Raw genomic sequence first — 20,435 nt, 5'->3', positions numbered from 1 at the left:
ATAAAAATATGGAGCAAAGTAAAACTAACTCATTATCTAATAAATGAAAACATTTAAATCGGTTTTTGACAATTACGATTGGGATACCATCAAAACCAAAATATACCAAACTACAGCAAAAGATGTAGAACAGGCATTGGCTAAAAACAAACGGAATCTAGACGATTTTTTGGCGTTGATTTCGCCTATTGCACAAGATTATTTGGAACAAATGGCTCAAGAATGTCACGAGTTAACCAAAAAACGTTTTGGCAAAACGATTCAGATGTATGCTCCTTTGTACCTGAGTAACGAGTGCCAGAACATTTGCACCTATTGTGGTTTTAGTTTAGATAACAAAATAAAACGAAAAACCCTCACTGGAAACGAAATCACATTAGAAGTTGAAGCCTTAAAAAGTGCTGGTTTCGATCATGTTCTGTTGGTAACAGGCGAAGCCAATTACACGGTAAATATTCATTATTTTCTAAAAGCAATTGCGCAAATAAAAAATGATTTTTCTACTATTTCAGTCGAAGTGCAACCGCTTTCTACCGAAGAATATGCCCAATTGCATGAAGCCGGTGTCTATTCGGTTTTGGTATACCAAGAAACCTATCATCAGGAGGTTTATAAACAATACCATACCAAAGGTAAAAAATCAAATTTCGATTTCCGTATGGAAACACCGGACCGAATAGGAACTGCGGGCATTCACAAAATTGGCATGGGCGTGTTATTAGGATTGGAAGATTGGCGCACGGACAGTTTTTTCAATGCGTTACATTTGGATTATTTACAAAAAACCTATTGGCAAACTAAATATGCAGTTTCTTTTCCTAGGTTGCGTCCAGCAGAAGGAGTCATTCAGCCCAACTTTATCATGAATGATAAAGATTTAACCCAACTCATTTGCGCGTATCGATTGTGGAATGAAGATTTAGAGATCTCAATTTCTACGCGGGAGAATGAAAAATTCAGAAACAGTATCATTCCTATTGGCGTTACAAGCATGAGTGCCGGTTCAAAAACCAATCCCGGCGGTTATGTTGTTGATCCGCAATCTTTGGAACAATTTGAAATCAGCGATGAACGTTCGGCTGCCGAGATTGCAAAAATTATTTCGAGTATGGGCTACGAACCTGTTTGGAAGGATTGGGATAAAATATACAGTCAAATGTCATAAAGTCTTAATGTCGAAAGAACTCAACTTACTTTTTTTATCTTCTTTTGACTTTTAACTTTATGACTTTCAACTTTAAGACTAAAAAAAATGAGTATTATTCAAGATTTTTTACGCTACAACCGACAAATGATGTTACCGGAAATTGGTGATTCGGGACAAGAAAAACTCAAAAGAGCTAAAGTTTTAGTAATTGGCGCAGGCGGACTGGGCTGTCCCATTTTACAATATATAGCGACGGCTGGAGTAGGAACTATTGGAATCATAGATTTTGATACAATAGAATTACACAACCTGCACCGTCAAATTTTATATACGGAACAACATGTTGGTCAATCAAAAGCAATTACGGCAAAATCGGTTTTAGAAACTTTAAATCCGTTGATTCAGATTATTGCTTTGGAAGAAAAATTAACTGTTGAAAATGCCGCACAAATCATCATGAATTTTGATGTGATTGTTGACGGTTGCGATAATTTTGAGACCCGTTATCTGGTAAATGATACTTGTGTAGCGTTAGGAAAATCATTGATCTATGGCAGTATCTTGAAATTTGAAGGGCAAATGGCAGTTTTCAATCATAATGGAAGCAAAAACCTGCGTGACTTATTCCCAGAACCACCGAATCCAAAAGATGTTCCCAATTGCAACTTGAACGGAGTATTGGGTACTCTTCCGGGAATTATCGGAACGATGATGGCGCATGAAACGTTGAAACTGATTATGGATTTACCAACTTTAGAAAATGAATTAGTACTTTTTAATACTTTAGATTGGAGTTTTACAAAATTGAAATTTTAAAACTATTTGCTTTTCAAAATTTCCATAAATTCTTCTCTATCAATTTCCATACAGCCTAAACTTTCAAGATGTGGATTATAAACTTGGCAATCCAGTAGCTTGTAGTTGGCTGCCTTTAATTGGCTTACCAAAGCAATAAAAGCCACTTTGGAAGCATTAGAAACTTTAGAAAACATACTTTCACCACAAAAAACATGTCCCAAATCAATTCCGTATAAACCACCAACCAAAACCTCATCTTGCCAAACTTCAACCGATTTGGCGATTCCCAATTCATGGAGTTTACAGTAAGCTTCAATCATGTCGTTGGTAATCCAAGTCCCGTTTTGACCGTCTCGTTTTATATTTTGGCAATTCGAAATTACATCCCTGAAATTCTGATTAAAAGTAACTTTAAAAACATTTCGATTCAGAATGTTTCGCATACTTTTTGAAACAATCAATTCATCCAAAAACAAAACCATTCTGGGATTTGGTGACCACCAAGTTATCGGTTCACCATCTTCAAACCACGGAAAAATTCCGCTTTTATAAGCCAGTTGCAAACGCTCTGGCGATAAGTCTCCACCAATGGCAAGAATTCCATCGCGATTGGCTTGAGAAACGGGCGGAAAAAATAAGGCGGAAGATAAATAATACATTTTTCAATTTCAAAAATCAATGGCAATGACAACGGCAATTTAAAAAAAATAAAAAAGTCAGAAATTCAAGTAAAACTCAAACTTCTGACTTCTAAATTCTAACTTTTTTATCTCTTAGAATGGTAAATCGTCAGCTTCTTCTTCGTTTAAATTTGTAGCTGGAGCAAATGCTTCAGCAGCTGGCATTGGAGGCATTTGCGCAGAAGTTGCTTCAGCAGCTACTCTTTCCACTCTCCATCCTTGGATTGCGTTAAAATATTTAGTCACTCCTTGTGGATCAACCCATTCGCGTCCTCTTAAATTGATAGAAACTTTTACTGCTTCACCCACTTTAAAACTATTTAATAAATCACATTTATCTTGTACAAATTCCACTAAAATATGTTGTGGATATTGCTCCTCAGTCGTTACAACTAGTTCTCTCTTTAAGAAACTTCCATTTCCTACATTTTTAGCTTCTCCAAGCATTTTAATTTTTCCTGTAACTTCCATCTTCGTTATTTTTAATGTTATTTATGTTATTTTTTTGCCAAAAGCACTTTCCAAGCAGACAAAACATCATTATTATCCAGATATTTTTTAGCCTCCAAGTGTACTTTTTTCTGATCGTCAGCGCTTAAAACGCCTTTTACGGCAAAATTCTGTTTTACAAATATACTAACTTCTTCCATTGTAGGCAAGGCTTCTATATTTCCCAACATCCCTAAATCATTTCCATCAAAAACTGGGCTTTCTTTTATAAAATTTGGAATCGCATCTACTCCAATTCCTAATGTGGATAATGGTTTTGGCACTTCAAAAAGACCTTGATTCGATCTGGAATACCAATTGCCTCCTAATCTGGAAACCAAGTCTATTTTATGTTGGTCAATAGCTCCATTTTCGTCTAAAACAGATTCGTCAATATGAATGCGTAACACTTCACAAAGCACTAAATTTCCGGCTCCTCCTTCTGTTCCCAAAGGAATAATCTGCGTGACTTTGCATTCAAATTGAACCGGTGATTCTTTTACTCTAAAAGGTTTCACCACCTCAGAAGGAATTGGCGTCAAACCTGATTTTATAAACTCATCTACACCATCGGCATACTCTGTACTTGCCAGAGATGTTTGCTGTACAATATTATAATTAACCACATTAATCACTACTTCCCGAGTCGCTTCGGCATTAATTAAAGTGTGTTTTATCGAATTATCGCGAACGCGTCTTGCAGGTGAAAATATCAGAATTGGAGGATTTGCACTGAACACATTAAAGAAACTAAAAGGCGATAAATTCGGATTTCCTTTAGCATCCATAGTACTGGCAAATGCAATGGGCCTTGGCCCAACGGAACTTTGTAAATATCCTTGTAATTTTGCTGTTTCAATACTTTTAGGATCAATAGTAATCATACGTTTTTAATTTATTGCTGGAAGATACAAAAGTAGACAAATGAATTAAGTTTAAGAAGTAGTAACGAAGAATTAGAATGAAATTCAGAATTGATTTATTCAAAAAAAAATTCTTTGGTAAAAACTAAAATAGTACAGCATTTATTTCGTTATATTTATAATTCAAAATTTAATTTATGCAGTTTTCTGAAAGAAGAAATACAACTCGTTGGGTTATTATTTTTGCCTCCTTTTTAATCATCTCATTAATTCTATGGAACACTTATACGTTTTTTCAAATCTTCAAAAATGAAGAACGATTAAAAATGAACCTTTGGGCAAATGCACAAAAAACCCTCATAAATGCAGGTGAAAATACCGATGTAGAACTTCCATCCCAAATTTTCAGCAACAATAAAACGATTCCTTTAATTCTTACCGAAAACAATAAAATCATAAATAGTACCAATATTGATGATAATATTGTTAAAGACAAAACCAGATTAGATGCTTTTCTAAGAAGGTTAAAAACGGAAAACGACCCGATAGTTATAGAGTATGTTCCAGGAAAATTTCAATATTTATATTACGGAAATTCTTCATTGCTTAACAAACTAAAATACTATCCTATTGCCTTATTGCTAATCATAGTGCTGTTTGGCGGCTTAGTTTACAATTTTTACAGAAGCACCAAAATGGCGACGCAAAACAAGCTTTGGGCAGGAATGGCAAAAGAAACCGCACACCAGATAGGAACACCACTTTCTTCATTGATTGGCTGGGTCGAACTCTTGAAATCTGAAAATGTGGACGAAAGCACAACTTTCGAAATTGAAAAAGACATTGAGCGTTTGCAAACCATAACCGATCGTTTTTCGAAAATAGGATCTGAACCAAAATTAGAAAACAAAGATATCATCGCAGAAACCTTTCAATCCTACGACTATTTACAATCCCGATTTTCGAAACAAATTGAGTTTTCGTTTAAAGCGCCAAAATCACCTATAATTGTTTCTTTGAATCCTACTTTACACAGTTGGACCATTGAAAATTTAGTGAAAAATGCCATTGATGCCATGAAAGGAAGAGGCCAATTAGCGCTGGAGATTGAACAAGAAGGCGATTATGTAAAAATAAACGTTTCCGATTCCGGAGGCGGGATTCAAAAAAAACAATTCAAAACCATCTTTGAACCTGGATTTACTACTAAAAAACGAGGTTGGGGATTGGGTCTTTCATTGACCAAAAGAATCGTGGAAGAATACCATAAAGGAACCATCAAAGTACTGGGTTCCGAAATTGGAAAAGGAACAACAATGCAAGTGATTTTAAAAAAAAGTAATTTAGTTTAACGGAACACCAAACCAAGATACTTTCGAGAACATCGTTTTTCTGACTATTTTAGACTTCCCCAAATAATTTTTAACAAACAAAGCGTGTTCTTCGGCTTGCGCCAAAGCTGCCCCAATTGATTTTTTAATCGACGCTACATTAGATGCATTTTGACTACCAACAGAACCAACGGTGTAAATATCGTTCTGACATTTGGCCAGTTGCTCTCTTGGCGTTTCAATCATACGGCTAATTTCATCATCTGATAAAGTAGGCTTGAACTTATTGTTTCTGTAATAAATAAAATCATTCAATAGGACGACTGCCTGATTCATTTCATTCACAATAGCATTCAATTTTTCAATATTTGTATTTTGTCGCAAATAGGTCAACTGTTTCTTTTTCCCTTCGTAACGCTCCAGAATCATGGTATTTTTCAAGCCGTTTTTCTCTATTCTTTCTGCCGAAGAAAACAATTGATCGACTTCAGACAAGGCATTATATTTGGTGATTTCTTTCTCAAAATCGAAGTATTTCTTGGCTTTGTTGATTTGAATTTTCCCTTCATAAAACTCACCATTGGTAATAGGATAATTCGAAAATTGCCATAAATAATCAAATGGAATGTGGGAAGCGATTATTTTAGCAGGTTCCGCCTTAAAATAATAGTTATTTATTTTTTTAGAAAACCGCCCATTATTGACATAACCAGAACCCCAAGTGGGATCAAATACATACCACTTTCTGTCAATTTTTGCAGCTGTCCAAGCGTGAGCTAAGTCACTTACTTTTCCGTTTTGCTTTGTATAACCTTCAATTATATAGGATTGGATTCCTATTTTTTGTGAGAGCTCATTAAAAACGACAGCATAATGAATACAAACCCCTTTTTTAGTTTTTAACGCCTTTGCGATTTTTTCCTGTGTCGTTTCATTGAAATTTACGGAGTACATATTGGCAACATCATAGCTGATATTGGAGGCGGTCCAGTAAAAAATAGCCCTGATTTTATCTGTTTCTGTTTTGAAATTAACATTGATATATGCAGCAATTCCTTCGGTAGAAACAGCCGAATTAGCTGGAATAGCAGCCATTTTAGCATCAACCAAAGGATATCCGGAATTAACCTGTCCAAAACTCAGAAGTGAGAAAAAGAAAAAAAGTACTAAACAAATGTTTTTCATAGTATATAATGTAGGCTCTAAAAATTAAAAGGGGATAGGTTTTCACCTATCCCCTTTCTAAACTAAAATCATACCAATTTATTTTATTTGTGCAACTATTATAAATTGGTCTTAATGCTTTCTGCCAAAGCTTCAAATTCATCTTTGGACAATGATACTTTATTTTGAAAACGCATTTCATCCATTTCATTCAAGGGAATTAAATGAACGTGTGCATGGGGAACTTCAAGTCCTACAACGGCCATCCCGATTCTTTTACACGGAACAGTTTTTTCAAGAGCAACCGCTATTTTTTTAGAAAACTGCATCAGTCCGATATACAAATCGTCTTCCATCTCAAAAATCTTATTTATTTCTTGTTTCGGAATACAAAGTGTGTGTCCTTTTGCATTTGGATTTACATCCAAAAAGGCCAGGAAATTTTCATCTTCAGCGATTTTGTAACACGGAATTTCTCCGTTTATGATTTTTGTAAATATACTTGACATTGTGAAATTGGTTAATTGTTGAATCAGTTAATCGGTTAAACAATTAACCGATTAAACCTTTAACTATTTAGTCGCGAGAAATTTCTAAAATTTCAAACTTTAATACACCATTAGGCACCGTAATTTCAGCAACTTCGCCCACTGATTTTCCTAGCAAACCTTTTCCAATTGGTGAGGTTACAGAGATTTTCCCGGTTTTTAAGTCGGCTTCACTTTCAGCTACCAGCGTGTATTTCATTTCCATTCCATTGGCTTGATTCTTGATTTTCACATTCGACAAAACCAATACTTTAGAAAGATCTAAATGGGATTCATCAATTAATCTGGCGTTAGAATGTACTTCTTCCATTTTAGCAATACGCATTTCCAGCATTCCTTGTGCTTCTTTAGCAGCATCGTATTCGGCATTCTCAGAAAGGTCGCCTTTATCTCTTGCTTCGGCTATATCTGCAGATGCTTTTGGACGCATTACGCTTTTTAAATAATCTAATTCTTCTCTTAATTTCTTTAACCCTTCTGCGGTGTAATACGATACTGTACTCATAACTTCATCATTTATATAAATAGAAAAAATCCCATCAGGACGGGATTTCTTTCCACAAAGATACTATTATTATTTTTTCGTCTATAAATATATGTTAATCATATATAATTCAAAGTTAAATAAATTAAATTTGTTTCACTAATACTTTGACACTATTTTAAAATGAAAAAATACCTGCTGCTTTCCGTTATAATTCCTTTCCTTTTTTCGTGTAGTGATTCAGGTTTTGATAATACAAATCCATTTGTCCCTAATTATACTTTTACGGTAGATATTAATATGAATTTGCCTGCGTATTCAGACCTTAAATATACCAGCAATGCCATTTATTATCCCGGAGAAGGCGCACGTGGTATTATTGTTTTTAATACTGGTAGCGGTTACAATGCTTTTGACGCCGCTTGTCCCAATCAAGCTATAAGTTCCTGTTCTACCATGACTATAAATGGCATCAATGCCGTTTGTGGGTGTGATAGTAAAGAATACAGTTTATTTACCGGACAGGGTAGTTTACAATATCCTATGAAGCAATATCGGGTTCAAGTCAACGGAACGTCGCTTCGGGTTTATAATTAAACCAAAAAATCCTGACAGTTAAACCATCAGGATTTTTTTCATTATAACTAAAATAGTATTCTAAAACTTCAACGTTAATCCGGCTAAGAAGTTGATTCCGGCTTGTGGATAATAGTACGGATAAACATCCCACATATATCCATTAGAAACATATTTTTTATCTAAAAAATTATTCACCAAACCAGTGATTACAATTGATTTAAAAATTGATTTTGGTTTAAACTCATACGCTACATTCAAGTCATTTACAAAATAATCCGCCAACTTTGCAGCCGGTAATTCGATGTTATTCATGTATTGTTCCCCGACGAATTTTTGCAACCATGAAATATGAAGATTTTCAATTGGCGTATAGACCAAAATATTTCCCGCAATAATCGATGGAGAATATGCGATATCTGTAGTCCCATAACTCTGTCCTTCTACCGCTAAATCTGTATTTTTATTAGCACTCAAAGTAAAATTAGGACGGATAATCAATTGATTTGTCAACGCTATTGTAGCATCTACTTCCAGTCCTAAACGGTAACTTTTCTCGCTATTGGAACGTATTGGAGCGCCTACATCATCCAGATTTCCGGTCAAAATCAATTGATCTTTATAGGCCATATAATACACATTCGAATTGAATTGTATTTTCTCTGCAACATATCTCCAACCCAATTCAAAGTCATTCAACTTTTCTGGCTTTACATTTCCACCTTCATAATCGGTTCTGTTTGGCTCTCTGTTAGCTCTTGCATAAGAGAAATATAAGGCATTATTAGCATTGATATCATACGTCAATCCTGTCTTTGGATTAAAAAAATCAAACGTATCATCCACTACATTGGCCTGAACGCCATTTGCTTTATAGTTAACCGTACGGTATTGTAAATCCCCAAATAAACTTAATTTTTCGGTGATTTGATAATTAACTTTTGCAAAAACAGTTCCATCGGTTTTAGTGGCAAAATCATCGTAATAACGATCTCCTAATTCACTCTGCGAAGCAAATCGCGCCCAAATAACTTTCCCAAAGTGACTGCCTTCATACTTGTTCCATCCGCCGCCAAAAATCACATCCAGTTTGTCTTTCTTATAATTTGTAGAAAATGTAGTTCCGTAAAAGTCATTATCCAACCATTTTTGACGAATCAAATCAGTCGTTGTTAAAACTCCTACTGGCTGCAATCCATAATCAGAAAAATCAGCATCTTCTTTGTAGTTTTCATAGAATCCTTTCCCTTTCGTGTAATGCAACGCAAAATTTGTGCTCCAGTTTGCTGCTATTTTTTCGTTCCAATGCAATTGAGCGTGATCTTGTTGGTAATTATCGGTTTCATTGTCATAAAAACGATCTTTTCCTTGTTCATCAGTAAAAGCTCCTGCTGAATTAAAAGTTCGATCTCTGATTAGCGTTTCGCCATCAATTCCGTTCCAAGACTGGTACGTTTTCTCTTTTCCGCCAAAAACCAAGGCTTTGATTAACGTTGTTTTCCCTACATACGTCCCTTGAAGAAAATAGGATTTCAAATCAGATGCACCTCGATCCACATATCCATCCGAATTTAAAGCCGATAAACGTCCCGCGATTTCGAAATGATCGTTCATCAAACCTGTACTGAATTTCACCGTGTGTTTTCTGGTATTGAAACTTCCAAAAGAGTTTGAGATTTCTCCCGTGCTTTCTTTGGCAAAATTATCAGTCAGCATATTTAAACTGGCGCCGAAAGCTCCAGCTCCATTAGTCGAAGTCCCTACGCCGCGTTGCAATTGTAAACTCTCCAGCGAAGACGCAAAATCAGGCATATTTACCCAATACGTTCCATGACTTTCGGAATCATTGTAAGGAATCCCGTTGATGGTTACATTGACACGGGTTGCATCGCTACCACGAACCCGAATTCCAGTGTACCCCACTCCATTTCCAGCATCGGAAGTCGTAACGACTGAAGGCAAATAATTCATCAAAATAGGGATATCTTGTCCTAAATTTCGGAATTTGATTTCCTTTTTGTCCAAATTGCTAAAACTGACCGGTGTTTTTGTAGTCACACGTACTGCCGAAACCAAGACTTCATCGAGTTGGTTTACTTTAGTAGTGTCTTTAACTTGTGAAAAAGAGACTAAAGAAAATAGAGAAAAGACAATAGACATACAAGGAGTTAAAACCTTGCTTTTAAAAACTTTGCAACTTTGCGACTTTGCAACTTTGCAACTAATAATAGTATTCATCCGTAAAAAGATTACGAATAAAAGGGGGAATTATTCTTTTGTTAAATTAAAATGATTGTTTCCTATGACAAATAGATCGTTTGCACGCTATTTTGTCATTCTTTCCCTTGACAACATTACTTGTCCAGGTTCTTTGGGTATAATCTCAGCTCGTTATTTAGAGCACCCCTTTGAGACGGGGCAAATTTAGAAAAGATTTTTAGATATTTAGATTGTTTGACCGTTAGATTTAAAAAATAATTAGACCCGAAAAAATACAATTAATCTAAATTAGGTCTTCTGCGATTTTTTTTAACTTCAGAAACATTCTTTTTGTCCTTTATACGCTTTCTAATAACCGACTTAGGAATTTTAGTCGCTTTTCGTTCTTTAGGAATTAGTAACGCATTTTTGATGAGTTCCAAAAATCGTTTGATTACAATTTCTTTATTTCTAAATTGACTTCGATCTTCATCACAATTTAAGATTAAAACAGCATCAGTGGTCAATCTGGAAGACAATTTGGTTTCAATCAGGAGTTTTTCTTCCTCAGTTAAAGCTTGAGAATGTTGCACGTCAAATGTAAGCACCACTTTTGAAGATACTTTATTTACATTTTGACCACCGGCTCCACTACTGCGGACGGCTTTAAAACTTAATTCAGATAAAATTTTTTCGTTTTCCAAAATTATTACGGTTGATGTGCTGGTTTTAATAAATCATTTACGTTTTTTACAGGATTGAATGTTATTAAAGGCACTTGAACAAATATGGTGATCCAGTTTGCCATAGCGCCATTCCATAAGCCCGGCAATTCGTATCCTTTCAATTCGGTACCGTTTTTATTTTTCTCCACTATAAAACCACTATTATAATCTATAAATTGAGTCAAATCAAATTTTTCTTTTTTATAATTTTTAATGCCGCAAACTAAATCCACAGGATTAAAATGAGTAGCTCTAGTAATTATTTCAGACTGGTTTTTATTCGAAAAATCTACTTGATAACTTTCCACAATTTGCAACGAAATTGCCCCTTTTTCATTTCTTACCCAAAAAGGACCTCCACCAGGTTCCCCTTCATTTTTTACCATTCCGCATACACGCATTGGTCTGTTTAGATACCCTTTAATTTGTGTAATCTTGCTTTCTAAACTACAAGTATAAAAATCATCCTGAATTTTAATATTTAATTTTTCTTCTAAGAAAAGGATTATTTCATCGATATACTTTTGCTCCACTTCATGAGTATCGATACTTTGCAAATATTTAAAAACTTCTCCCTGTACTTCCATTAAAATTCCTGCCAAGGCTTTTTTGTACAGGGCAATTTTTTCAATATTGTTTTGAATTACATTGTCAATATTTTTGATAAATATAATATCGGAATCCAGATTATTTAAATTATCTATCAAGGCACCGTGTCCACCCGGTCTGAAAACCAACTCCCCATTTTCTTCTCTAAATGGCTTATTTTCCAGATCTACAGCAATAGTGTCTGTACTCTTATTTTGATACGAATAAGTAACATCTATTGAAGTGCCGGATTCCTTTTCAATTTTATTTTTAATGCTATCAATAACACTTTCAAATTGCTCTTGATGCGATTCAGAAACCGTAAAATGCAGATATGAATTGTTATTGGAACTCGCATAATGGGTACATTCATTCAAATGTTCTTCAACAGGAGTTGCAATGTGTGTTTTGTATTTATGAAAAGGCAGAATTGCTTTTGGTTTATTGGCAAAATCAAAATAATCAGAAGCCAAAAGCAATTTTATAAAATAATAATTTTTATAACTGCTGTCTAAAGAATCAAAATCTGCAAACTCCTCTTTAAGTTGCTTGTCAATTGCCTCAAAAAAAGGAAATTTTTCCATGCCAACTATAAAAATAGATAATTCCGTATCTTTTTTTCTATTGATATAGGCGTTGATGCTTTCGTTTTCAACATCAAACTCATTCAAAAAAGCAATTAGAAACTTAAACATTCTGCTTGCGGCTCCCGAAGCAGGGACAAATTTCTCTAATTTCAGATTTGTTTTATTGGCATCAAAAAAAGCTGCTTTTTGCTTAAAATCTGTTTCTGATAATTTTAAAATCCCATTAAACAGTGTTGCCGGATCTACCAAATCAATTTTAGAAATTCCGTTTTGAAGAAACTTTAATTGTTTTTGAATATTTTCAATTGGGATTCCGTGTTCCTGAATTTGGATAAAATCAACCGAAGAAAAACCCATTTCTTTGGCTTTTGCCAAATCATTGATAATGGCTATTGCTTTCTCAAGTCGTAATTTTTTATCTCCTGAAAGAATTACAAATGGTTTTTTATTATCAATTAAAGACTGTTTGAAAATTGCAAATACGGATTCTCTTTCTTCAGGACTATCTCTTAAATCATCTTTTTCCCAAGGGACATCAATATCCGTAAGGAAAAACAAATCGTATTCATGTTCTCGGGCCGCTTGATCTAATAATGGATCACAATAATCATAATACACTTCCGAAAACACTTTGGTTACCATTAAGTTAGTATCGCAAAAAAGATACTTATTGGCAATTAAAGCGCTTTCATTTTCTAATTTGGTTTGACCCAAAGCAATCGGTAACATATCGTCAATAGCACAAATTTGCTGATGTACATCCCATTTTTCTTGAAGATATTCTCGTGCATATTCAGGAACCCATTCTGTTTTATAGTAATCAGCGAGTTGTTTTGCTAATGTGGTTTTTCCGGTACTTTCGGGACCAAATAAAGCTATTTTAATTATTTTTGTAGCTCCGATTGAGAGTTGTCTGAGATTTTCTTCCATTCTAAATAGCCAAAAATGGCAACAATTGTAAATACTGTGTACTGAAAACTTGTAAAAGTAAACCCTTTTGAAAAATATAGTGGAATTGAAATTACATCTCCAACAATCCAAAATATCCAATTTTCTACCTTCCTTTTGGCCATGAGCCACATTCCCACAAAGAAAACCCCCGTAATGAATGTGTCTACATAAGCATACCAAGTGGTAAATTTATCAAAATACTGATAAACCAAAACCACAAATACAACCGTAAATATAAAAAGAATTATGGCAATTCGTTTTTCAGAGCTTGAAATTTTTGAAATTGGGAACTCAATTGTGTCATCTTTTTTTCTGGTCCAATGGTACCAACCATAAATACTCATCACAAAATAATACCCATTGATCATCATATCGCCCCATAAAGTCCATTTCCAAAGCAAATAAACAAATATTAATGTACTTACAATCCCTGTTGGGAATACTAAAATGTTATCTTTTTTAGCATACCAAACACTTAACAAACCAAAAACGACCGCTACAATTTCCAAAATTATATCTAATGTTGGGTAATCTGCATATTGAGAAAAAAAGTATTCTATCATTGAAGTGTTTTAGGTTTGTGAATTTACCTCTCGTCCCTCGACTGCGCTCGGGATGACAAATAAAACTAATGTCTGTTATTAAAAAAATTCAAATCTTTTTCAAAAGCAGTTCCTATTACAACTAAATCGGCTCCGGCTTGGTAAGCGTTTTGAATTCCTTGCAAATCTACAATTCCGCCACCAACCAATAACGGAATTTCAATATTTTGAGAAACTAATTCAATTATTTCTAACGGAACAGCTTGTTTTGCCCCACTTCCCGCTTCGAGATAAATCAACTTATTGCCTAACATTTCGCCGGCTTGAGCTGTTGCCAAAACCAAATCCAAATTATTTCTGTCTAAAGGCTTTGTTTTACTAACGCTCGCTACAGCAGTTTCATTGCCGCTTTCTATCAAAATATAACCGGTAGAAATAATTTCGAGTTGGGTTTGTTTTAAAATAGGCACTGCTTTTACTTGGTGTTCGATTAAATAATCAGGATTGCGACCAGAGATTAAAGACAAGAACAAAATCGCGTCTGCTTTATCTGAAATTTGAGATGGATTTCCTGGAAAAAGGACAATTGGCAAATCACAGTCTTGTTTAATCTTTATAATTAATTCGTCAAGAATATTAGTTTTCACATGGCTTCCGCCAATGAAAATATGCGTTGCCGGCGATTGATTGATTTTCGAGATTAAATCCCCAAGATTTTCCCAGACGATTTTGTCGGGATCGAGGAGAATGGCCAGTAACTTTTTGTCGTTGGTTTTGGCTTTTAGTATTTGGCTGTATAGGTTATCCATGTTTTTTTACCGCTAATTCGCAAATTTGCGGTTTATTTTAATTTTCAAAGGCATAAACTAAAGTAAAATCCTCTATTTCTTCAAAATGAATTTTGAAATCCTTTATCAGATTATCAAAATGAAGTTCGGCGATAGTTTGTTTCTCTTCTAGTTCGAAAGCATTGACCTTGATATGGTCTTTGAAACTGATTCCTTTTTCGTTTCGGATTTTGAAGATGGCTTCTTTGGCACCCCAAATTACGGTCAATTTCCGAATATATTCTTGTGCTTTTTCAGTCCCGAAGCTTGGTGATAAAAATTGAAATTCCGAGTCACAGAATTTATCTGCGATTCGTATGATTTTATCTCTCTGTAATTCGATGTCAATTCCCACGGTTTCGTCACTTATAATAAGTGCCGAAAAATTATGGGAATGCGTGATAGAAATGTGTTTCTCTCCGTTGAGATGCGGTTTCCCGAATTCATCATAATACAAATCCAAATCCGTGTGTCCTGTTTCCTGCAATAATTTGCGAACACTCAGGAAGGCGCGTTGGTGCATTTCAGATTTCATTCCGTCAAGTCGGATGCGATTGGTATTGTTTAACACCACATCTCCTAATAATTCCGCATAGGATTCGGTTACTTTCCAAACAAGAATTTGGGTAGTGGTCCCTACGCTTCGGGAGAAATTGATGGTTTTATAAAGTGGCATCGTGTTATGGTCTTGATTTTTAGCCCCGATAGAAGTGAAAATCCTTTTTCTCAACCCTTTCAGGGTTTTGAACCCTGAAAGGGTTGAGAAAAAGATTGCAACGAATAGCGGGATTGGCTCCTAATAAAAATTATTTCTCTAATATTCAAAAGATTAAGTAATTCACAAATCTTTTAGAAATTAGTTTATTTATAAAGTTATTACGTAAATTTGCAAAAAATTTTACACTTACAAATATACTATAAATGAGTACTACAACTATGCCTTTTGTGGCTTTCAAAGTTAAAGACATTTCTCTAGCGGCTTGGGGAAGAAAAGAAATTGAACTAGCAGAAGCTGAAATGCCAGGTTTAATGGCGCTTCGTGCAGAATACAAAGACGAACAACCACTTGCTGGCTCTCGTATTGCGGGATGTTTGCACATGACCATCCAGACTGCGGTTTTGATTGAAACGTTAATTGCTCTTGGTGCTGAAGTGACTTGGAGTTCTTGTAACATTTTCTCTACTCAAGATCAAGCTGCTGCTGCAATTGCTGCTGCAGGAATTCAGGTTTACGCTTGGAAAGGGTTGAACGAAGTGGATTTTGACTGGTGTATTGAGCAAACATTATTCTTTGGTGAAGACAGAAAACCATTGAACATGATTCTTGATGACGGTGGAGATTTGACGAATATGGTTATTGACCGTTACCCAGAATTGGTTGCGGGAATTAAAGGATTGTCTGAAGAAACTACAACTGGTGTTCACAGATTATACGAAAGGGTAAAAGCCGGAACGTTACCAATGCCTGCAATAAACGTTAATGACTCGGTTACTAAATCGAAATTTGACAACAAATACGGTTGTAAAGAATCGGCTGTTGATGCAGTTCGTCGTGCAACTGACTTGATGCTAGCCGGAAAAAGAGTAATTGTTTGTGGATACGGAGACGTTGGAAAAGGAACTGCTGCTTCTTTTAGAGGTGCTGGATCAATAGTTACTGTTACTGAAATTGACCCGATTTGTGCTTTACAAGCTGCAATGGACGGTTTTGAAGTGAAGAAATTAGATACTGTGGTTGGAAATGCTGATATTATCATCACGACAACTGGAAATAAAGATATCGTTTTGGGAAGCCATTTCGAAAAAATGAAAGACAAAACTGTTGTTTGTAACATCGGGCATTTTGACAACGAAATTGATATGGCTTGGTTGAACACCAACCACGGTGCATCAAAAGTGGAGATCAAACCACAAGTTGACAAATATACTATTGCTGGAAAAGATATTCTTATCTTGGCAGAAGGTCGTTTGGTGAACCTTGGTTGTGCTACAGGTCACCCAAGTTTTGTAATGAGTAACTCATTTACAAACCAAACTTTGGCTCAAATCGAATTATGGAAAAACAGTGCGGCATACAACAATGACGTGTATATGTTACCAAAACATCTTGATGAAAAAGTAGCTATGTTACACTTGGCTAAATTAGGTGTTGAATTAGAGACTTTACGTGTTGACCAAGCTGATTATATTGGAGTTCCAGTTGAAGGTCCATTCAAACCAGAATATTACAGATACTAGATTGCTGATTTTAGATTAGCGATTTATGATTTCAGATTTAAAACCCTTGCAGAAATGTGAGGGTTTTTTATTGGGGCGTGATCTCAATAAAGTATAAATAATTATATGCAAAAAGTGATTCAAAAATAATCATTCTCACTTTATGTCAAATAAATTATTTTTGAATATATTAGCAAAAGAATGGTTATTGAGCTTACTTCTCAAAAAACAGAATAAAGTTTTTTTTCAAACCTAGTAATTAAAAAAAAGTATATGAAACCTAATATCGAAACATATTTAAAACATCTAAAAGAAAATTTCGGCGAAAACTTAACACCACAAGTGCAACAAGTTGCGGCTGATTTTGTGGAAAATCATGAAGAATATAGTGAAATGTTTTTGAAAAATAAAATTTCTATCATTTCATCAGCTTCAAGATTAGCAGATGCTACAGGTAATCCCGAATACTCTAAACATCATAAATTTAACGGATTATCAATTGTATTAATTCTTACTTCTATTATTTTTTTATTTTTTTCATGGAAAACAACAATTATCTTAATTGTTTTATCAATTATCATGAAGTTAATATCAAAATCATTAAAAAATAAATCGAATTTTAATTACACTAAACTAATTTACGATGAACTCGCTAATGATATTGACAGTGGTATTTTAAAAGTATGTGTAAATTATTGTGCAGGAATTGTACAATTGCAAAGTTCAAAAGCTAAAGCACATTTACCTATTTTACCTTCGGCTTGTATAACAGGTGAAATTATTTATGCCAAACATAGTTAATATAACACCAAAAATCTACCATACAGGTATATGTCAACTATGAAAAAAAATTTTTGGGTAGAAGAAAGAGTTATTTTTTGTTTTTACATTCTATCTAACAATCTTCAAAAAGGAATTAGATAATAATTCTTTTGACTTTTCTTTATTACTAGACCTTTTTCTAAATTCATCTTTGAGTTTGTTTCTTTCGTCTTTAGATAATTGAATGAAAATATCAAACATTGTTTCATAGCATTCAGTAGACGTTTTTAATTCTGATTTTTTTTCTTCCAGAGAAACCGCTTCTAAAAAATCATCTGTTGCAAATGAATACTCCTTTAATTCCATTCTAATTATAAATCTTGTTAAATATGCACTTAAACATTTATCATCTAATTTGATAGCATTTGTACAATCCTTTATTGCACCACTATAATCTTTAATTTTTAACCTCAAAATTGAATTATGCAAATAATCATCTTTAGTTAATTCAAAGTCATTTTTTGAAAATTCGGAATCACTATAAAGAGATATGGTTTTCATATATAAAAATTAATTACTTAATGCGTTTTCTAATTCTGAAATTCTAAATTTTAATTTTTCCATTTCATTCTTATGCTCACCTAAATCTTCTCTCAATCCTTTAATTAGATTTATCAAATCTAAAATGTGTTCATTTAATTCTGTATTCATTTGTTTAATTTTATCGATAATTTTTCTAAAAGCATTCTAATAATAACGCAATAATATATTGATTTGTTTTTCCGAATTAATCTTTTAGCAATTTTCATCTTTATCCTATAATTAACTCTAAATCAAACCTTTTAATTATCAATTATTATATGTTTTTAATTTGTTTACACGATTGAATAAATTTGAATGTAATTGATCTTCTAAACTTTCAAATAACTTGAAACTAGAATTTGTTTGAGGTTTTTCGTTCCCTATATAACCTTCAATAAATTGTTTTTTTTGATCTTGAATAAAATCTAAAGCCGCTTTTAAGTCAGCAATTGACAAATCATTTAATTTTAAATTTTCCATTTTTATAATTATTTGTGTTTTCTATTGCAAATTTACAAACAATAGATAAAAACTATTTAAAATAAACATTAAACTTATTCACATCTTATCAACCAAACCTCGACCGTGGGGATTTGACATAGTGTTGAAAAAAAACCGACCGCTCGGATTTGTCTCCAGTTCGATAGCGCAGATTTGCGATCTGTGCCCGAAAAACAAGAACTACACCTCAAAAAGTTATATATTTTATTTACTTTTGAAATAAAAATTAAAAATGCCAAAGAAACTTCTAGCCCTATGTTTAGTATTTATTTTCACTATAACGCTACACAGCCAAAACAACCAACAAAAAACAAATAGCCAATGGCTGATAAAAAACACGAACGTTGTTGATGTCCTTTCCGGTAAAATATTAAAAAACAGGAACATCTTAATAGAGAGCAATAAAATAATTGCCATAAGTAAAAAAAACAAAAATTATGACAATGTACCCGCTTCTAATCAAATAGACGCTAGTAACAAATACGTAATTCCCGGCCTATGGGATAATCACATCCACATTGAAGGTGAAAATCTTGTGGAAGATAATTTGGCTCTATTCCCGGTATATTTAGCCTATGGCATTACCACTGTTCGAGATTGCGCAAGCGATTTGGGCGAAAAAGTATTGTCTTGGCGAGACCAAATAAATAGCGGCAGCTTACTTGGCCCAACCATTTTTACTGCCGGAAGAAAATTAGAAGGAATAAACTCTATTTGGAAAGGTGATTTAGAAATCAGCAATGAATCGGAACTCCATTTAATGCTTGATAAATTAGATAACTACAAGGTAGATTTCATTAAAATTACCGAAAGCACACTAGATGGGTCCTTATACACAAAAAGCGTACTTGCCGCCCACAATAGAGGTTACCTTGTTTCTGGTCATATTCCGTCAAATGTTAGCATTGAAACCTTAATTGACAACGGACTTTCCAGCATCGAACATGCGAGTTATGTTTTACGATTAGGAAGTGATGAAAACGAAATAATTTCAAAACTCAATTCCAAAGAAATCACAAAAAGTCAGGCGGAACAATTGTACTATAAAAATTTCAACCAAGAAAAAGCCATTTCAAATTATAAAAAACTGGCTAAAAAAGGAATGACAGTAACCCCTACATTAATAGGAGGCAAACAATTGGCCTATTTAGATGAAAATGATCATAAAAACGATGCTTATCTTCAATATTTAACCAAGCGTTTTACGGATAATTATCAATGGCGAATTGGCCGAATGGCAGGTGAAACGGCTGAGCAAAAGCAACAGAAAAAAGACAAATATAAACGTATCGCACAACAAGTTCCACTGATGCAAAAGGCTGGTGTAACTATATTGGCAGGAAGTGATTCTGCGGCATTAAATACATTTGTTTATCCCGCAGCAGCATTAACAGAAGAACTTGAATTGTTTCAAAATGCAGGTATGCAACCTAAAGATATTTTGAAAACCGCCACCATCAACGGAGCAAAATTCTTGAAAAAGTCAGATACTATGGGCTCTGTAAACGAAGGAAAAATAGCCGATTTGGTAATCCTGAATGAAAACCCTTTGATTGACATTAGAGCTGTAAACAAAGTTTACGGTGTTTTTACAAAAGGTCAATATTTTGACAGAGAAAATTTAAACAACATGTTAGAAATTGCAAAAAACAAAAAAATAGAATTGGACGAAAAAAGGAAATAACCATTCCCAAGCTATGGAATGCAATTCTATTTTAAGTTCGAATTAGAAAAAAGCAATTTTCACAACAATATCAAAAAAACCGTTTACCTAGGCGAACGGTTTTTTTGTACTAATAAAATCACCCTGATAATGGTTCGAACGGAAACTCGCATATATACCATTTATTGTTAAATCCCTGTATTCTATTCTC

At 34.1% G+C, this 20,435-nt stretch carries 22 protein-coding genes; 7 read left to right on the top strand and 15 right to left on the bottom strand.

Annotated elements, in window-relative coordinates:
* Positions 1 to 43 precede the first annotated feature (43 nt).
* A complete protein-coding gene (gene thiH, locus E0I26_RS02610; RefSeq protein ID WP_131914934.1) occupies positions 44 to 1,165 on the top strand; it encodes a 2-iminoacetate synthase ThiH in 1,122 nt (373 codons plus the stop codon).
* Positions 1,166 to 1,252: 87 nt separating this feature from the next.
* Positions 1,253 to 1,963: a HesA/MoeB/ThiF family protein gene (locus E0I26_RS02605; protein WP_131914933.1), complete on the top strand. Its 711-nt coding sequence runs from the start codon at positions 1,253 to 1,255 to the stop codon at positions 1,961 to 1,963.
* Positions 1,964 to 1,965: 2 nt separating this feature from the next.
* Here the strand turns inward: E0I26_RS02605 and aat are convergent, their stop codons facing one another.
* From aat to E0I26_RS02590, 3 genes are all read right to left on the bottom strand, one after another.
* On the bottom strand, positions 1,966 to 2,604 hold the full coding sequence (gene aat, locus E0I26_RS02600) for a leucyl/phenylalanyl-tRNA--protein transferase (protein ID WP_131914932.1): 639 nt from the start codon (positions 2,602 to 2,604) through the stop codon (positions 1,966 to 1,968).
* 114 nt (positions 2,605 to 2,718) lie between these two features.
* On the bottom strand, positions 2,719 to 3,096 hold the full coding sequence (locus E0I26_RS02595) for a DUF3127 domain-containing protein (protein WP_131914931.1): 378 nt from the start codon (positions 3,094 to 3,096) through the stop codon (positions 2,719 to 2,721).
* Between the two features lie 26 nt (positions 3,097 to 3,122).
* Entirely contained in the window at positions 3,123 to 3,998 is an 876-nt protein-coding gene (locus E0I26_RS02590; protein ID WP_131914930.1) for a flavin reductase family protein, read from the bottom strand.
* 176 nt (positions 3,999 to 4,174) lie between these two features.
* Here E0I26_RS02590 and E0I26_RS02585 point away from each other — a divergent pair, with 176 nt between their 5' ends.
* Positions 4,175 to 5,329: a sensor histidine kinase gene (locus tag E0I26_RS02585; RefSeq protein WP_131914929.1), complete on the top strand. Its 1,155-nt coding sequence runs from the start codon at positions 4,175 to 4,177 to the stop codon at positions 5,327 to 5,329.
* On the opposite strand, the gene E0I26_RS02580 is transcribed toward E0I26_RS02585, so the two are convergent.
* The 3 genes from E0I26_RS02580 to greA form a co-directional block, all read right to left on the bottom strand.
* Entirely contained in the window at positions 5,321 to 6,493 is a 1,173-nt protein-coding gene (locus tag E0I26_RS02580; protein WP_131914928.1) for a transglutaminase domain-containing protein, read from the bottom strand. The genes E0I26_RS02585 and E0I26_RS02580 overlap by 9 nt on opposite strands.
* Before the next feature lie 98 nt (positions 6,494 to 6,591).
* Complete coding sequence (locus tag E0I26_RS02575; RefSeq protein ID WP_131914927.1) at positions 6,592 to 6,981, bottom strand: HIT family protein; 390 nt, start codon at positions 6,979 to 6,981, stop codon at positions 6,592 to 6,594.
* Between the two features lie 67 nt (positions 6,982 to 7,048).
* Positions 7,049 to 7,525: a transcription elongation factor GreA gene (gene greA / locus E0I26_RS02570; RefSeq protein WP_131914926.1), complete on the bottom strand. Its 477-nt coding sequence runs from the start codon at positions 7,523 to 7,525 to the stop codon at positions 7,049 to 7,051.
* A gap of 162 nt (positions 7,526 to 7,687) precedes the next feature.
* Here greA and E0I26_RS02565 point away from each other — a divergent pair, with 162 nt between their 5' ends.
* Positions 7,688 to 8,101: a Rieske (2Fe-2S) protein gene (locus E0I26_RS02565; RefSeq protein WP_131914925.1), complete on the top strand. Its 414-nt coding sequence runs from the start codon at positions 7,688 to 7,690 to the stop codon at positions 8,099 to 8,101.
* 60 nt (positions 8,102 to 8,161) lie between these two features.
* Here E0I26_RS02565 and E0I26_RS02560 read toward each other — a convergent pair whose 3' ends face one another.
* The 6 genes from E0I26_RS02560 to E0I26_RS02535 all read right to left on the bottom strand — a co-directional run bounded on the left by E0I26_RS02560 (position 8,162) and on the right by E0I26_RS02535 (position 15,175).
* Positions 8,162 to 10,240: a TonB-dependent receptor gene (locus E0I26_RS02560; protein ID WP_165929392.1), complete on the bottom strand. Its 2,079-nt coding sequence runs from the start codon at positions 10,238 to 10,240 to the stop codon at positions 8,162 to 8,164.
* Positions 10,241 to 10,578: 338 nt separating this feature from the next.
* Positions 10,579 to 10,983, bottom strand: coding sequence for an alternative ribosome rescue aminoacyl-tRNA hydrolase ArfB (arfB, locus tag E0I26_RS02555; RefSeq protein ID WP_131914923.1), 405 nt, complete (start codon positions 10,981 to 10,983; stop codon positions 10,579 to 10,581).
* 5 nt (positions 10,984 to 10,988) lie between these two features.
* Positions 10,989 to 13,109, bottom strand: coding sequence for a DUF4301 family protein (locus E0I26_RS02550; protein ID WP_131914922.1), 2,121 nt, complete (start codon positions 13,107 to 13,109; stop codon positions 10,989 to 10,991).
* Entirely contained in the window at positions 13,064 to 13,693 is a 630-nt protein-coding gene (gene pnuC, locus E0I26_RS02545) for a nicotinamide riboside transporter PnuC (protein ID WP_131914921.1), read from the bottom strand. The genes E0I26_RS02550 and pnuC overlap by 46 nt, the downstream gene beginning before the upstream one ends.
* Positions 13,694 to 13,758: 65 nt before the next feature.
* Complete coding sequence (locus E0I26_RS02540; RefSeq protein WP_131914920.1) at positions 13,759 to 14,481, bottom strand: geranylgeranylglyceryl/heptaprenylglyceryl phosphate synthase; 723 nt, start codon at positions 14,479 to 14,481, stop codon at positions 13,759 to 13,761.
* Between the two features lie 37 nt (positions 14,482 to 14,518).
* Positions 14,519 to 15,175 (bottom strand): 4'-phosphopantetheinyl transferase family protein, encoded by a 657-nt coding sequence (locus E0I26_RS02535; protein ID WP_131915145.1) that lies wholly within the window; start codon positions 15,173 to 15,175, stop codon positions 14,519 to 14,521.
* Between the two features lie 245 nt (positions 15,176 to 15,420).
* Here E0I26_RS02535 and ahcY point away from each other — a divergent pair, with 245 nt between their 5' ends.
* Positions 15,421 to 16,737, top strand: a complete 1,317-nt coding sequence (ahcY, locus tag E0I26_RS02530) for an adenosylhomocysteinase (RefSeq protein WP_131914919.1) — start codon at positions 15,421 to 15,423, stop codon at positions 16,735 to 16,737.
* 252 nt (positions 16,738 to 16,989) lie between these two features.
* Positions 16,990 to 17,517, top strand: a complete 528-nt coding sequence (locus E0I26_RS02525) for a hypothetical protein (protein WP_131914918.1) — start codon at positions 16,990 to 16,992, stop codon at positions 17,515 to 17,517.
* A 90-nt stretch (positions 17,518 to 17,607) separates the two neighbouring features.
* Here the strand turns inward: E0I26_RS02525 and E0I26_RS02520 are convergent, their stop codons facing one another.
* The 3 genes from E0I26_RS02520 to E0I26_RS02515 form a co-directional block, all read right to left on the bottom strand.
* Entirely contained in the window at positions 17,608 to 18,039 is a 432-nt protein-coding gene (locus E0I26_RS02520; RefSeq protein WP_131914917.1) for a tetratricopeptide repeat protein, read from the bottom strand.
* Between the two features lie 9 nt (positions 18,040 to 18,048).
* Entirely contained in the window at positions 18,049 to 18,189 is a 141-nt protein-coding gene (locus tag E0I26_RS16430; protein WP_165929391.1) for a hypothetical protein, read from the bottom strand.
* Positions 18,190 to 18,327: 138 nt separating this feature from the next.
* Entirely contained in the window at positions 18,328 to 18,540 is a 213-nt protein-coding gene (locus E0I26_RS02515; RefSeq protein WP_131914916.1) for a hypothetical protein, read from the bottom strand.
* A 253-nt stretch (positions 18,541 to 18,793) separates the two neighbouring features.
* Between E0I26_RS02515 and E0I26_RS02510 the strand changes: the two genes are divergently transcribed.
* Positions 18,794 to 20,245 carry an amidohydrolase family protein gene (locus E0I26_RS02510; RefSeq protein ID WP_131914915.1) on the top strand — a complete coding sequence of 484 codons (1,452 nt, stop codon included), beginning with the start codon at positions 18,794 to 18,796 and terminating at the stop codon, positions 20,243 to 20,245.
* Positions 20,246 to 20,435 lie beyond the last annotated feature (190 nt).

The organism is Flavobacterium rhamnosiphilum (assembly GCF_004349195.1).
GTDB classification, from domain to species: Bacteria; Bacteroidota; Bacteroidia; order Flavobacteriales; family Flavobacteriaceae; genus Flavobacterium; species Flavobacterium rhamnosiphilum.
This window is presented reverse-complemented; position numbering and strand designations above follow the sequence as displayed.